This window comes from Nonomuraea terrae (genome assembly GCF_004348995.1).
Lineage (GTDB): Bacteria > Actinomycetota > Actinomycetes > Streptosporangiales > Streptosporangiaceae > Nonomuraea > Nonomuraea terrae.
This window is the reverse complement of sequence record NZ_SMKQ01000001.1, coordinates 68907-82394: the sequence shown is the minus strand read 5'-3', so window position 1 is coordinate 82394 and position 13488 is coordinate 68907. Positions and strand designations below refer to the sequence as shown.

The window sequence follows — 13488 nt, the reverse complement described above, 5'->3', positions numbered from 1 at the left end:
GGCCAAGTAGCCCGAGAGCGTCATCTCGTGTCAGTCGAGCCGGAGGTCGAACCCGCCGGCGGCCAGCTCGGCCAGGAAGGCGGCCGGATCCACCAACTGCTCGATGTGCCGGACGCCGGGTGGCAGCGCGGGCAGGTCGCGGATGAGCAGCGCGGCCGCGCGGCCGGTGGCGCGGCTCTGCGACGACCCGCTGAAGGAGGCACGGGCGGTGCCCGAACTGACCGTCACGGCGAACCGGTCGCCGCCCAGGTGCACGTTCCGCAGGACCCTGATCAGCAGCTCGCGAACCCCGCGCCGGCGCAGCAGGCGGGCGGCGGCGGGCCGCCGTGCCACGGCGAGCAGGCCGGTGAGCAGGCGGGAGTCGAGACACAGTCCGGTACGGGCGGCGGGAACGCCCAGGGTGCCGGGCAGGGTGTACTGATCGGAGAACGGAAATCGGTGCACCGTACGCATGCCGTACGGTTCGGGAAAGCGCATCGTCCACGAGCCGGCGAGCGCGCCCAGCCCGTCCAGGGTCCAGGCGATCGCCGCCGCTCCGTGCTGCTCCCCCGAGCCGAGCAGCACCCCGATGCGCACCTCACCGGCCGGTTCCCGTTCGGCGCGGACGCGAGCCAGCAGGTTGGTGACCCCGGGGACGAGGCCGACGCTGAGGGCCGCGGTCACACCGCGCTCCCGGGCCAGGTCGTCGAGGTCCTGGATCTCGGCCAGGACGCCGTGGGAGGCCGACACGTCCACGTAGCCGATGCCGCGTTCCAGACAGGTACGGGCGACCCGGCCATTGTCGATCTCGGCGCACATCAGGACGGTGGTGACGCCGTCCAGCGCCCGGTCCAGGTCTTCGGGGTCGGCGGCGTCCACGCGTATCGCGGTGGTCCCGGGAACGTGCCTGGCCTGGTCCGGGTTGCGTCCACCCGCGATCACCCGGGTGCCGGGATGCTCGGTCAGGGCGGCGGCGGCCCACCGTCCGACCGCGCCGTATTCGCCGAGAATGAGGATGGTCCGCATGGTTCTGCCCCCGACGGGTCAGTGGCCGTGACCGTGGCCGACGAAGGCCGTCGCCGGCTTGCCCGGCGGCACCAGCCCCAGCGCGACGACCGCCGCGACGCCCGCGACGACGGCGCACAGCGTGAGCCCCGCCACGAAGCCGCCGACGCCCCCCACGCCACCGGTCGAGCCGGGCACGAGGCTGGAGGCGGCGACGGTGGAGACGGCGGCCACTCCGATGGAGCCGCCGAGCTCGTGGAAGGTGTTGATCACGCCGGACGCGACGCCGTTCTCGCCGTGCGGGACGTTCGCCATGGTGGTCGTGGTGGCCGTCACGAACGCCGGCCCGATGCCCAGGGCCGCCAGTACGAACCCCGGCAGCAACGTGGTGTAGGCGCTCGCGTCGGGCGAGATGCGCGTCATCAGCGCCGCCCCCGCCGCCGTGACGACGAAGGACGCCACAGCCACCGGCCGTCCGCCGATCTTGCCGATGAGATGCCCGCCGAGCTGCGCCCCGATCGTGATCGCGATGGCCACGGGCAGGAAGAGCAGCCCCGTCTCGAGCGCGCTGAACCCCAGGACGTGCTGGAGATGGAGCGAGCTGACGAAGAACAGGCCCAGCATCAGCCCGGTCGCCACCAGCATGACGAACGAGCCGGAGATCACCGGCCGCCTGGCCAGGGTCTCGGCGCGCATCAGCGGTGACCGTACCGACCGCTCGATCACCACGAACAGGACATACAGCAGGACGGCCCCGGCCAGCGGCAGCACTGTGCTCACCGCTCCCCAGCCCGCGTCGCCCGCCGTCACGAGACCGTAGATCAGCAGTGCTGTGGCCAGCGTGACCACCAGGGCGCCGGGCACGTCGAGCCGTTCGCTTCGCCCGGGCATGGGCGGCACCACGGCGAGCAGGGCCCCGAACGTCACCAGCCCGATCGGGACGTTGACGAAGAACACCCACGTCCACCCCGGCCCCGCGGTCAGCACACCGCCGAGCAGCACGCCGAGGGCCGCTCCCGTACCGCCGATCGCCGCCCAGACGCCGAGTGCGCGGCCGCGCCGTTCGCCGTGGAACGTGGCGGTGATGACGGCGAGCGCCGCCGGGGAGAGCAGCGCCGCGCCGACGCCCTGCAGCGCACGCCCGGCGATGAGCACGGCGCCGTTCCCGGCCAGCCCGCACATCAGCGAGGCCGCCGTGAAGAGCGCCAGCCCCGCGAGGAGAGTGCGCCGGGCGCCCAGCGCGTCGGCGAGCCGCCCACCGAGCACCATCAGACCACCGAAGCAGAGCGTGTACGTGGTCACCACCCAGGTCAGCGACCCGCGGTCGAGGGCGAGGTCCGTGCCGATGCTCGGTAACGCCACCTGGACGACTGTGATGTCCACGATCAGCATGAACTGCGCCAGGCACAACAACACCACCACACCCCACCCGCCGGTACGCGTCACGGCAGGAGCCACGTCATGGCCCATCGAATCCTCCCCTAAGTCGAACATCTATGTTCGAGTTAGCCTAAACCATACACGGGTAGGGTTCCTCGGAGGTTCCTTGTTCCGGCGTAACCTGGGCTTCAGCCTCAAAAACCGGAAACGCCCCATGGCGCACGCAGCCGGCCATAGGGCTGGAAGTCAGCGCTGAGGGGTGACGGCGACCTGTCCCCTGGCCGGGACGCCTGCCCGCCGGGCCGGCCCCGGGTCGCGGTGGCGCCGTTGAGAGTGGCCGAGTCGCGGACGGCGGTGCCGGTGTGGCCGTAATCGGCGGCGAACTTTGACGCGGCGGGCGATCAGCCGAGGACGAGCGGGAGTTTCGCGGCGAGCTCGCCCAGCTCGGCCCGCTCCACGTCGGTGGGGGCACGCCGTCCGGTGCCGACCAGCAGCGTGTCCTTGTCGGAGAACGACGCGGGGAACGCGCTCCCGGCGATCGCCTCAAGCATCGCGCGCGACCGGGCGAGCCCCTCGGCGGGCGGCCCGGCCGCGTGCGGGAGGTGCGTGACCAGGTCGAGGTGATGCAGCGTCCACTCCACGACATACGCGGAGAGGTAGTCCCCCGCGGTGAGGACCTCGCCCCGGGTGCCGACCCGCAGATCAGGGTCGGCGAGTTCGGCGGCGCGGCCCGCGGCGGAGCCGACGTCGTCGAGGTGGAACCGGAGCAGCCGCGGCTCCTCGTACGCGGCGGCCAGCCGGACGACCAGCGCGTCGAGCGGGTCGTCGCCGGTCGGCGGCGTGTCGGCGACCTCCCAGTAGGTCACCGCGTCACGGGTCGGCTCGGTCTCGGCGGGGGTCACGAGGGTGATCAGGACGTCCTGCGCGTCGATGATCAGGTGGCAGACCAGGTCCCGAACGAGCCAGCCGGCGCAGCCGGACGGCTGCGAGAAGTCCTCGTCGGCGAGTTCGGCGACCGTCGTGCGCAACGCTGTCCACGAGCGGGAGAAAAGATCCACCTCGACAAGGTAGTGCGGCGGTGGACGTACAAGAGGCCCGTCACCCCTCCTCCGCTGGTGACGGGCCTCTTCCTGCCGGGTCACGGCAGGTGCGAGATCCGAGTTCGCGCACGTGAGCCGACGGTTTCCCAGAGGGACACCGGCCGGTCTGATCACCACCGAACGCCGCGGGCAATCCGTCCTGCACACCAGGAGAACGCGCTATGAGCCGGGGTAGGTGCCGAAGCTCCAGAGGTTGCCCTCCGGGTCGCGGACGGTGAAGGTGCGATTGCCGTAGTCCTCGTCCTTGATGTCCCGTACGACCTCCGCGCCGGCGGCGGTGGCGCGGGCGAGCAGGGCGTCCGGGGCGTCGGTGACCACGTAGAGGAGACCGGCGCCGGTCGGACGGTCGATGTCGCTGGTCGCGTCGGCCGAGCCGAGCATGATCCCGCCCGCCCCGGACGGCCAGGCGAGCTCGGCGTGCGCCACGGCGTCGCCCGCCGTGTAGCAGGCACGTTCCACGAACCCGAACGCGTCGACCAGGAACCGGATCGCCGCCCGCGCGTCACGGTAGGAGAGGCAGGGCCACACCGAAGGCCTGTCAGTACGTGTTTCCATGTGGCTCATCCTGGTTCGGAGACCGCCGCCCGGTCTTGGACGAATGGGAACTCGCCCAGCCACCGCGTCGCCGTCGTGCCGCCGAGATCGCGGAACTCCCGCGCCAGGTGAGCCTGGTCGGAGTAGCCGCACTCGGCCGCCGTCTCGGCCTGCGAGGGCCGCCGCGGCGAGCGCAGCAGCCGGCAGGCCCGCTCGAAGCGGATCACCCGGGCCGCCGTCTTCGGCGACAGGCCGGTCTCGCGGCGGAACCGCTCACCCAGGTGCCGCCGGCTCCAGCCGAGCTCCTGGGCCAGCTCACCGATGGCCAGCCGGCCGCCCGTCTCGCGCAACCGGCGCCACGCCTGGGCCACCTCGGGCGGCGGCCCGTCGCGGCCGTGATCGACCAGCTCGGCCAGCGTGTCGTCCAGGATCCGGAACCGTCCTCGCCAGGTCGGGGCGCCGGCCAGCCGTTCGCCCAGCTCGCGCGCCCGGCCGCCGAGCACCGCGGCCAGGTCGGCGACGTCTCCGGCGAGTTCGCTCGCGGGCAGGCCGAGCAGGGCCCGGGCGCCCCGCCAGGTCAGATCGAGGTGCACGCCGTACTGGTGACCGTCGTGCGCCATCACGACCGGCCCGTCGTGCAACCCGCCGACGGCCGACGTGAACGACCGCGGCGGCCGCGGCGGTCCGGGCACGCCGACGACATCGAGTGTGCCGGACAGGCAGACGACGAGCGTCACGTGCCCGGACGGCAGGCCGTGGTGCACTCCCGGTGGCCCGTGCGTCCGATACCCGGAGTACCCGGACACGAGCCCCCGCAAGGTCGGCGCGGCCTGGGACCAGGCGTATTCCGGCAGCTGCCCCATACGGCCAGGCTAGCCCCGGCCGTACGGGGCGGTCACGACCAGGCCCCCGGCACTCCTACGGCCCGGAAGCAGCAGACGAGGTCGTTGTCGATCGTGAAGTGTGACGGATCGCCGACGGGATTCTGGCAAGTCAGTGGGGTTCCTCAGCGAGAGATCACTGTTTACACTCCAGTTCGGAACTGGGGCGATCAAGCTCCACGTTCCCCACTCGTCACCCACCGGGGAGGGTCAGCGATCTCTCTGAACGGGTGACCTGACGCCTCCTGAGCGGCCTGACGAGTTCCCGCAGCCCCGACCAGGAAGGTCCTCCGTGTTACCCAGCTCCCTCTTGTCCCACGCGCGGCGACTCGTCCCAGTCGCCGCCGGCCTGAGCGTCGTCCTGGCCATGGGCCCGGCGGCGGCCCTGGCCAGCCCCACGCCGACCCCGCCGGCCAAGCAGTGGACGGCCACCCCCCTCACCCCCACCGAGGTCGTCGACGGCGCCAAGTCGCCGACCGGCAAGCTCGCCAAGAGCGACCCGGCCCTGCTGCGCAACACCTCTCCCGCGCCGGTCAACGTCGTGGTCAAGCTCGACTACGACTCGCTGGCCGCCTACCAGGGCCACCTGCCCGGCCTGCCGGGCACGAGCCCCGCCGTCACGGGCCGCGCCCTCGACACCAGGAGCGCCGAGGCCAGACGGTACGACGAGCACATCAAGGACGTCGAGAACACGTTCCTCGCGGAGCTGGCCGAGAAGGTCCCCGGGGCCGTGGTCGGCCAGCGGATCAGGACGGTGTACGGCGGCATCGCGCTCCGCATCCCCGGCGACAAGGCGGCCGAGGTGCTGAAACTGCCCGGCGCGGTCGCCGTGCAGGAGGACAAGCCGCAGCAGTTGCTCACCGACGCGAGCCCCGCCTTCATCGGCGCCCCCACCGTCTACGACAAGCTCGGCGGCAGTGACTCGGCCGGCGAGGGCGTGATCGTGGGCGTCCTGGACACCGGCGCCTGGCCCGAGCACCCGTCGTTCGCCGACCGGCCCGGCCTGCCCGACCCCGCGCCGACCAAGGACGGCACGCCGCGAGTGTGCGACTTCGGCGACAACCCGGCGACTCCCGCCGACGACCCGTTCGCGTGCAACAACAAGCTGGTCGGCGGGCAGCCGTTCCTGGAGACGTACAACGCGATCTTCCCGGGCGAGGTCTACCCCGACAGCGCCCGCGACTCCAACGGCCACGGCACCCACACGGCGAGCACGTCGGCCGGCGGCCCGGTGGACGACGCGAACCCGCTGGGCATCAGCCGCGGCTCCATCCACGGCGTCGCGCCCGGCGCCGCGGTGTCGGTCTACAAGGTGTGCGGGCTGGAGGGCTGCTTCCCGTCGGACTCGGCGCAGGCGGTGGCGCGGGCCATCCTGGACGGCGTCCGGGTCATCAACTTCTCGATCTCCGGCGGCAGCGACCCGTACAGCGACCCGGTGGAGCTGGCGTTCCTCGACGCGTACGCGGCGGGCGTGCTGGTCTCGGCGTCGGCCGGCAACTCCGGGCCGGGCGCGGACACCACCGACCACCTCGGCCCCTGGACGACGACGGTGGCCGCCTCCACGCAGAACCGGACGTTCCAGTCCACGATCACGCTGACCGGCGGCGGCGACACGGCGACGATCAAGGGCGCCTCCATCACGCCGGGGATCACCTCGCCGCTGCCCGTGGTGCTCGCCTCCGCGCCGCCGTACTCGCGGCCGCTGTGTGACGCCCCCGCGCCGGCCGGGCTGTTCAGCGGGAAGATCGTCGCGTGCGAACGCGGCCCGAACCGGACGTTGAAGAGCCACAACGTCATGCAGGGCGGCGCGGCCGGGATGATCCTCTACAACAGCTTCCCCTTCGACGTCTTCACCGACGCCCACTGGATCCCGTCGGTGCACGTCGACAAGCCGGAGGCCGACACGCTGCTGAGCTTCCTGTCCGAGCACCCGGACGCCGCCGCGTCCTTCACCCAGGGCGCCGAGAGCAAGTGGCAGGGCGACGCGATCACGCACTTCTCCTCGCGGGGCCCCGGCGGCGACTTCCTCAAGCCGGACGTCACCGCGCCCGGCCTGCACATCATGGCGGGCATGACCCCGACGCCCGAGTCGGTGCTGGAGGGCCCGCCGGGCAACCTCTTCCAGGTCATCTCGGGCACGTCGATGTCGGCGCCGCACGTGGCGGGGGCGGCCGCGCTGCTGTTCGCGCTGCACCCCGACTGGACGCCGGGGCAGGTCAAGTCCGCGCTGGAGACCACGGCCAAGACCGCGGTCACCAAGCAGGACCGTACGACGCCGGCGGACCCGTTCGACATGGGCGGCGGGCGCATCGACCTCACCAAGGCCGGCGACCCTGGCCTGACGCTGGACGAGACCGCGGCCGACTTCGTCGCCTCGGCCGCCGACCCGCTCAACCGGATCGACCTCAACCTGCCGTCGGTGAACGCCCCGACCATGCCGGGCGTCATCACCGCCAAGCGCACGGTCACGAACGTCACCGACCGCCGGCTGACGTTCACCGCCACGGGCAAGACCGTGGACGGCGCCAAGATCACGGTGCTGCCGCCGCTCTTCTCCGTCGCGCCCGGTAAGAGCGCCAAGCTGAGCGTGGTCATCACGGCCCCGGAGCTGCCCGACGGGCAGTACTTCGGGCGGGTGAACCTCAAGCAGGTCGGCGGCTCGCGCGCGCTGCACCTGCCCGTCGCGTTCTTCCGTCAGGAGGGCGCGGTGCCGGTCGACCAGACCTGCACGCCGTCCACCGTCGCCAGGAACACCGGCGAGTCCACCTGCACGGTCACCGTGCAGAACAACACGCTCGAGGACGCGGAGGTGACCGCGCTCAGCACGCTCGACACCCGCCTGCGCCTGAACGGCGTCACCGGAGCCACCAAGGTCGGCACGCAGATCGCGACCACCAAGGCGACGCTGGCCGCCCGGCAGCCCGCCAGCCCGACGATCGCGCCAGGCGCGGGACCGTCCGGCTACCGCCCGCTGGACTCCTTCGGCGTCACCCCGATCCCGATCGGCGACGAGCAGGCGGTGAACTTCACCCTCCCGGCGTTCACGTTCGCCGGTAACACCTACACCAGGCTCGGCGTGACCTCCAACGGCTACAGCGTCGTGGGCGGCACCGAGTCCGGCGACATCTCCTTCACCCCGCAAACGTTGCCCGATCCGGCGAATCCGAACGGCGTGCTCGCCCCGTACTGGACGGACCTGGACGGCACCGGCGCCCCCGGAGTCTTCGCCACGATCCTGTCCGACGGGACGAACCGCTGGGTGGTGGTGGAGTGGCGGGTGAACCTCTTCGGCACGACCACCACCAAGGTGTTCCAGCAGTGGATCGGGCTCAACGGCGCGGAGGACGTCAGTTACGTCTACGATCCGGACAACCTTCCCGGCGCGCCTCCGGCGAGCTACGGCCTGACCGTGGGCGCCGAGAACGAGGAGGGCACCGGGGGCGCCCAGATCACCGGGCCCCCCACCGAGAACCTCGTCGTGACGAGCACACCCGCCGCTCCCGGCGGGAGTCTGACGTACTCGATGAAGGTCAAGGGGGTCAGGACGGGTGTCGGCGACGTGACGACGGTCACCTCGACGCCCCAGGTCCGCGGCATCACCGTCGAAGTCGACAAGCTGACCGTGCGGTGATCTGAGCCGAGCCGCAGGCGGCACGCCCGCCTGCGGCTCGCGTTCATCGCAGGGCGGAGGCGAGGAGCGCCAGTTTGTCGGCGCTGTCGGTTCCGGGGTCCGGGTGGAGGACGACGAGTGTCTGACCCGCCGTGCCGCCGACGCCCAGCCTCTCCCGGTTCAGCCGCAGGCCACCGACCTGGGGGTGGTCGAGGTGCTTGGACGCGCCTTCGCACGCCAGCACGTCGTGGCGGGCCCAGAGCCGGCTGAAGCGCGGGCTGGCCAGGGAGAGCTCGCCGACGAGCTCGACGAATCGGGGGTCGTCCGTGTCGGTGCCGACCGACTCGCGGAAGCCGGCGACCATGCCCGCCGCGGCGTTCTCCCAGTCGCTGTGGAGGGCCTGCTCGGCGGGGTCGAGGAACACGTCCCGCAGGCGGTTGGCGCCCGCCACGAGACGCGGTGACAGAGCGGTCGCCAAGGCGTTGGCCGCGAGGACGTCGAAGTAGCGGCCCTCGACGTACGCGGGCAGCGGGAGCGTGGTGACGAGCTTGGCGACGCCCGGAGGGACGGTCTCCTTCGGGAGCCGGCGCCGTCGCCGTCGGGGTTTGCCGGCGCCGAGGCGCAGCAGGTAGGCCGTGGCGTCGTCGTCGAGCTGGAGCACGCGGGCGAGGGACTCGAGGACCTGCACGGAGGGGTTGCGGTCGCGGCCCTGCTCCAGGCGCAGGTAGTAGTCGGCGCTGATGCCGGCGAGCATCGCGACCTCCTCCCGGCGCAGGCCCGGCACGCGCCGTACCCCCAGAACGGGGATGCCGGCCTGTGCAGGAGTGACGAGCTCCCGGCGGGCGCGTACGTAATCGCCCAGAAGGTTGGATTCGTCGCTCATCTCTCCAGCGTAATTTCGCGCCCGCGTGCGTGCCTGGTCCTGTCACCCCCAGGATCGCCGGGGTGCTGGCTGCGTCGGAGCGTGCGCCGCAGTGTGGTCAGCGGCCTTTCCACAGTGCAGCAAGGAGCCCATCATGTCGACATATTTGCTGGTACACGGTGCTTGGCATAGCGGTGAGTGCTGGGAGCGGGTGGTCCCGTTGCTGGCGTCGGCCGGACACCGGGTGCTCGCACCGTCGCTGACCGGCTACGGCGACCAGGCGCATCTGCTCGGCCCCGAGGTGGGGCTCGACACGCACGTCGACGACATCGTCCGGCTGATCGTCGGGGAAGACCTCACCGAGGTGGTCCTCGTGGGACACAGCTACGCCGGGCTGGTCATCTCGTCCGCGGCCAACCAGGTCCCGGAGCGGATCGCGCATCTGGTCTACCTCGACGCGATGGTCCCGGAGGACGGCGAGAGCGCGGTCGATGTGCAGCCCATGACCCAGGCCCTGATCGACCTCGCCGTGACGTCCGACAGCGGTTGGCGGATCCCACCGCTGCCCGAGCTGCCGCCGCCCTCGGGCCTGTTCGGGGTCACCGACCCGGCGGACGTCGCCTGGCTGCGCACGATCCTGTCGGATCAGCCGGTGCGCTGCCTCCAGCAACCGGTCCGGCTGGACAACCCGGCCGTCGCCGCGGTCCCGCGGACGCACATCCACTGCACCGTCGGTGTGCCGGACGGCATCACCCACCGACCCGTCCCACCGACCCAGCCCAACGGCTCCCCCGCGCAGGTGTGGGAGTTGCCGACCGGCCACGACTGCATGATCACGATGCCGGTCGAGCTCGCCGCACTGCTGCTCAAGCTCGGCTGATCCGCTCACCCTCACCTGAACCCGCGTCAACCCCTGCGGCCCGGCCTTGACGCGGAACTCGCCCGCGCGATCAGAGGCCGGCGAGGAGCTGCTGCATGCGGACGATCTCGATGCGCTGGTCGGAGTCGACGTGGGTGGCGAACTGGTCGATCTCCGGCTCCATGCCGCCCTGCTCGGCGTACAGCCGCTCCACCATCTGCAGCGCGCCGGTGTGGTGCTGGATCATGTACTGGTAGAAGAGCCGGTCGAACTGCTCCCCCTTGGCCCCCCGCAGCTCGGTGAGCTGGGCCTCGGTGAGCATGCCGGGCATCAGTTCGCCGCCGTGGCCGTGCCCGTGAGGGGAGTCGACGCTCGGCACCTGTTCCATGCGCTCGCCCAGCCAGCGCACCATCAGGTCGATCTCGTCCCGCTGGGAGATCTCGATCCGCTTGGCAAGCCGCGGCAGGCCCGCGCTCTCGGTACGACCGGCGACCAGGTCCGTCATCTGCAGCGCCTGGGCGTGGTGCCGGATCATCCCCTGCATGAACCGTACGTCCGCGTCGGTGTATCCGGTCTCGGGCTCCTCGACCTGGTCCAGCGGCACCACCTTGCCGGTCTCGCCCGGCCGTCCGGGCTGTACGACCGTCGCCGAGGATCCGTCGGCCGTGCACCCGGTGAGCGCGGCGGTCGCGATCAGCAGCGAGGGGACGAAAAGGCGTAACGAGATCATGAGGGGTGCTCGCTTCCACCGTGCCTGCACAAAATCGGGCGTATCCGGAATGGGACAGGATATAGCACAAGTCATCACATCCTCGTTAGTGTCCGCATAACCGTTGTGCCGATCACCGGCTGGACATTCGGGGCCGTCCCCGGCTCGGCGCGACGCGTCGGGTCTCGCCAGAACCAGAAAAGGAGGGGTGCGGCCCATGCAGGAAAGCAGAAGGGCACGACGTCGTGCCGGGTTACGCGGCTTGGTGATGATCGCCGTGGGGGTGGTCCTAGCCGGATTGTTGCCCACCGCCACGGCGTCCGCCGAGCCGGCTCCGACGCAGGCCGACCCGCGGGTCGGCCTCGGCGCCGGATGGCACGACGCCCAGCAGGCGGCGAACGGACTCAAACTCGTCGGCCACCAGGACCGGCCGGAAGGCTTCTACCAGCCTGACAATCCAGGCAACCTCGCATTCGCCAATTCCGACCTCGCATTCAGCGGCAAGTACGCATTCGTCGGAAGCTTCCACGGTTTCAACATCTACGACGTCTCCACCCCGTCCCAGCCCGTCCTGAAAACATCCGTCGTCTGCCCGGGCGGCCAGGGCGACATGTCGGTGTACGGGAATCTGCTGTTCATGTCGGTCGAGGAGACCCGGGGCCGGCTCGACTGCGGCACCCAGGGCGCTCCCGGCACCGTGAACCCCGAGCGCTTCCGCGGCGTCCGGATCTTCGACGTGAGCGACATCGAGCAGCCAGTCCAGGTGGCCGCGGTGCAGACCTGCCGCGGCTCGCACACGCACAGCGTGGTGACCGGCAAGAACGACACCGAGAACGTCTACGTCTACGTCTCCGGCACCGCCGGCGTGCGCAACGGCCAGGAACTGGCCGGCTGCGTGAACGCGCCGGCGACCGACCCGAACACCGCCCTGTGGCGGATCGAGGTCATCAAGGTCCCGCTGGCCGCCCCGCAGAACGCGGCGATCGTCAGCCAGCCCCGGGTGTTCACCGACCCGGAGACCGGCGCGATCAACGGCCTGCAGAACACCCCGCCCGCGCCGACGCACCCGTCCGGCGGCAACTGGTCGCCGCAGCCGGTCACCAGCGCCTGCCACGACCTCACCGCGTTCCCGGCGCTCGACCTGGTCGCCGGCGCCTGCTCCGGCAACGGCATCCTGCTCGACACCTCCGACCCCGCCAACCCCGTCCGGCTGGACGAGGTCAGCGACCCGAACTTCGCGTACTGGCACTCGGCGACGCTGAGCAACGACGGAAAGAAGGTCGTCTTCACCGACGAGTGGGGCGGCGGCACCGGCGCGCGCTGCCGGGACACCGACGAGCCGTCGTGGGGCGCGAACGCCATCTTCGACATCGTGGACGGCAAGATGGAGTTCCGCAGCTACTACAAGATGCCCGCCGTGCAGACCACTACCGAGAACTGCGTCGCGCACAACGGGTCGCTGGTCCCGGTGCCGGGTCGGGACATCATGGTCCAGGGCTGGTACCAGGGCGGCGTCTCGGCGTTCGACTTCACCGACTCGGCCAACCCGAAGGAGATCGCCTTCTTCGACCGCGGCCCGATCAGCGCCACCCAGCTGTTCACCGGCGGCATCTGGTCCGCGTACTACTACAACGGCCACGTCTACGGCTCCGAGATCGCCCGCGGTCTGGACGTCTTCGAGCTGACCCCGACCAAGGACCTGGCCAAGGCGGAGATCGAGGCCGCGGCCACCGTCACGTACGACCGGTTCAACGCCCAGCACCAGCCGCAGGTGACCCACGAACCCAGCTTCGAGGTCGTCCGGGCGTACCAGGCCCAGGCTGAGCGGGCCGGCACGATGAAGAAGGGCATCGCCGTCGCGGTGGACAAGCTCATCGACTCGGCCGAACGCATGGCCGACCGGCGGCTCGAGAAGGTCGCCGCGATCGAGCTGCGCACCGCCGCCAAGCTCCTCAGAACCTCCGACCCGGCCCAGGCCGCCTTCGCCAAGGCGCTCAACGACCTGGCCAGAGCTCTGCACTAGCGGCAACACCAAGAGGGGACGCTCCGCGCAAGGGGCGTCCCCTCGTCACGTCTCGCCGGAGTGTCGTATGGGCGTGCCCGCCGTTCGTCTTCTTCAGTGAGGGGCCACTGGAGCGGTCCCCGTACGACCACTCAGGGAGAGCTCATGCGACCCGCGCTGAACACCGTCGACCTCATCGTTTCCGACCTGGGCGCGTCCATCGCCTTCTACGCCCGGCTCGGGCTGGACTTCACGATCGACCCGCACTCGCCCGAGCACGCCGGCTGCGACCTGCCGAACGGCCTGCACGTCATGCTGGACACCGAGGGCTTCCGCACGCCGTTCCTGCCGGGCTGGACCGCGCCGGACGGCGGACCCCGGACCTTGCTCTGTTTCGAGTTCGACACCCCGGCCGAGGTGGACGCCAAGTACGCCGAGCTGGTCGAGGCGGGTCACCGCGGGATCGCGGAGCCGTTCGACGCCTTCTGGGGAATGAGGTACGCCACGCTGGCCGACCCGGACGGAGGCGGTGTCGACCTGTACGCCACGCTCCCGGCAAGCTGACAG

Annotated in this window: 11 protein-coding genes; 4 read left to right on the top strand and 7 right to left on the bottom strand. The window is 71.2% G+C overall.

Translation table 11 applies throughout. From position 1 onward, the window contains the following. Nucleotides 1-30: 30 nt before the first annotated feature. The 5 genes from E1286_RS00410 to E1286_RS00390 form a co-directional block, all read right to left on the bottom strand. The gene (locus E1286_RS00410; protein WP_132607982.1) at nucleotides 31-1005 is read right to left on the bottom strand and encodes a saccharopine dehydrogenase NADP-binding domain-containing protein; all 975 of its coding nucleotides are present in this window, start codon (nucleotides 1003-1005) and stop codon (nucleotides 31-33) included. Between the two features lie 18 nt (nucleotides 1006-1023). Then, entirely contained in the window at nucleotides 1024-2454 is a 1431-nt protein-coding gene (locus E1286_RS00405; RefSeq protein ID WP_132607980.1) for an MFS transporter, read from the bottom strand. 311 nt (nucleotides 2455-2765) lie between these two features. After that, nucleotides 2766-3422: a maleylpyruvate isomerase N-terminal domain-containing protein gene (locus E1286_RS00400; protein ID WP_132607978.1), complete on the bottom strand. Its 657-nt coding sequence runs from the start codon at nucleotides 3420-3422 to the stop codon at nucleotides 2766-2768. A gap of 201 nt (nucleotides 3423-3623) precedes the next feature. Next, entirely contained in the window at nucleotides 3624-4019 is a 396-nt protein-coding gene (locus E1286_RS00395) for a VOC family protein (RefSeq protein ID WP_187368090.1), read from the bottom strand. A 5-nt stretch (nucleotides 4020-4024) separates the two neighbouring features. Further along, on the bottom strand, nucleotides 4025-4861 hold the full coding sequence (locus E1286_RS00390; protein ID WP_132607976.1) for a helix-turn-helix domain-containing protein: 837 nt from the start codon (nucleotides 4859-4861) through the stop codon (nucleotides 4025-4027). Nucleotides 4862-5189: 328 nt separating this feature from the next. Here E1286_RS00390 and E1286_RS00385 point away from each other — a divergent pair, with 328 nt between their 5' ends. Beyond that, on the top strand, nucleotides 5190-8510 hold the full coding sequence (locus tag E1286_RS00385) for a S8 family serine peptidase (protein ID WP_281282596.1): 3321 nt from the start codon (nucleotides 5190-5192) through the stop codon (nucleotides 8508-8510). Nucleotides 8511-8553: 43 nt separating this feature from the next. Here E1286_RS00385 and E1286_RS00380 read toward each other — a convergent pair whose 3' ends face one another. After that, entirely contained in the window at nucleotides 8554-9372 is an 819-nt protein-coding gene (locus E1286_RS00380) for a helix-turn-helix domain-containing protein (protein ID WP_132607972.1), read from the bottom strand. Between the two features lie 133 nt (nucleotides 9373-9505). Between E1286_RS00380 and E1286_RS00375 the strand changes: the two genes are divergently transcribed. Continuing rightward, a complete protein-coding gene (locus E1286_RS00375) occupies nucleotides 9506-10231 on the top strand; it encodes an alpha/beta fold hydrolase (RefSeq protein ID WP_132607970.1) in 726 nt (241 codons plus the stop codon). Nucleotides 10232-10301: 70 nt separating this feature from the next. Here the strand turns inward: E1286_RS00375 and E1286_RS00370 are convergent, their stop codons facing one another. Beyond that, complete coding sequence (locus E1286_RS00370; RefSeq protein WP_165969498.1) at nucleotides 10302-10940, bottom strand: DUF305 domain-containing protein; 639 nt, start codon at nucleotides 10938-10940, stop codon at nucleotides 10302-10304. Nucleotides 10941-11136: 196 nt separating this feature from the next. On the opposite strand from E1286_RS00370, the gene E1286_RS00365 reads away from it, so the two are divergent. After that, nucleotides 11137-12942 (top strand): LVIVD repeat-containing protein, encoded by a 1806-nt coding sequence (locus E1286_RS00365; RefSeq protein ID WP_223189384.1) that lies wholly within the window; start codon nucleotides 11137-11139, stop codon nucleotides 12940-12942. Nucleotides 12943-13086: 144 nt separating this feature from the next. Next, on the top strand, nucleotides 13087-13485 hold the full coding sequence (locus E1286_RS00360; protein WP_132607966.1) for a VOC family protein: 399 nt from the start codon (nucleotides 13087-13089) through the stop codon (nucleotides 13483-13485). The last annotated feature ends 3 nt before the right edge of the window (nucleotides 13486-13488 follow it).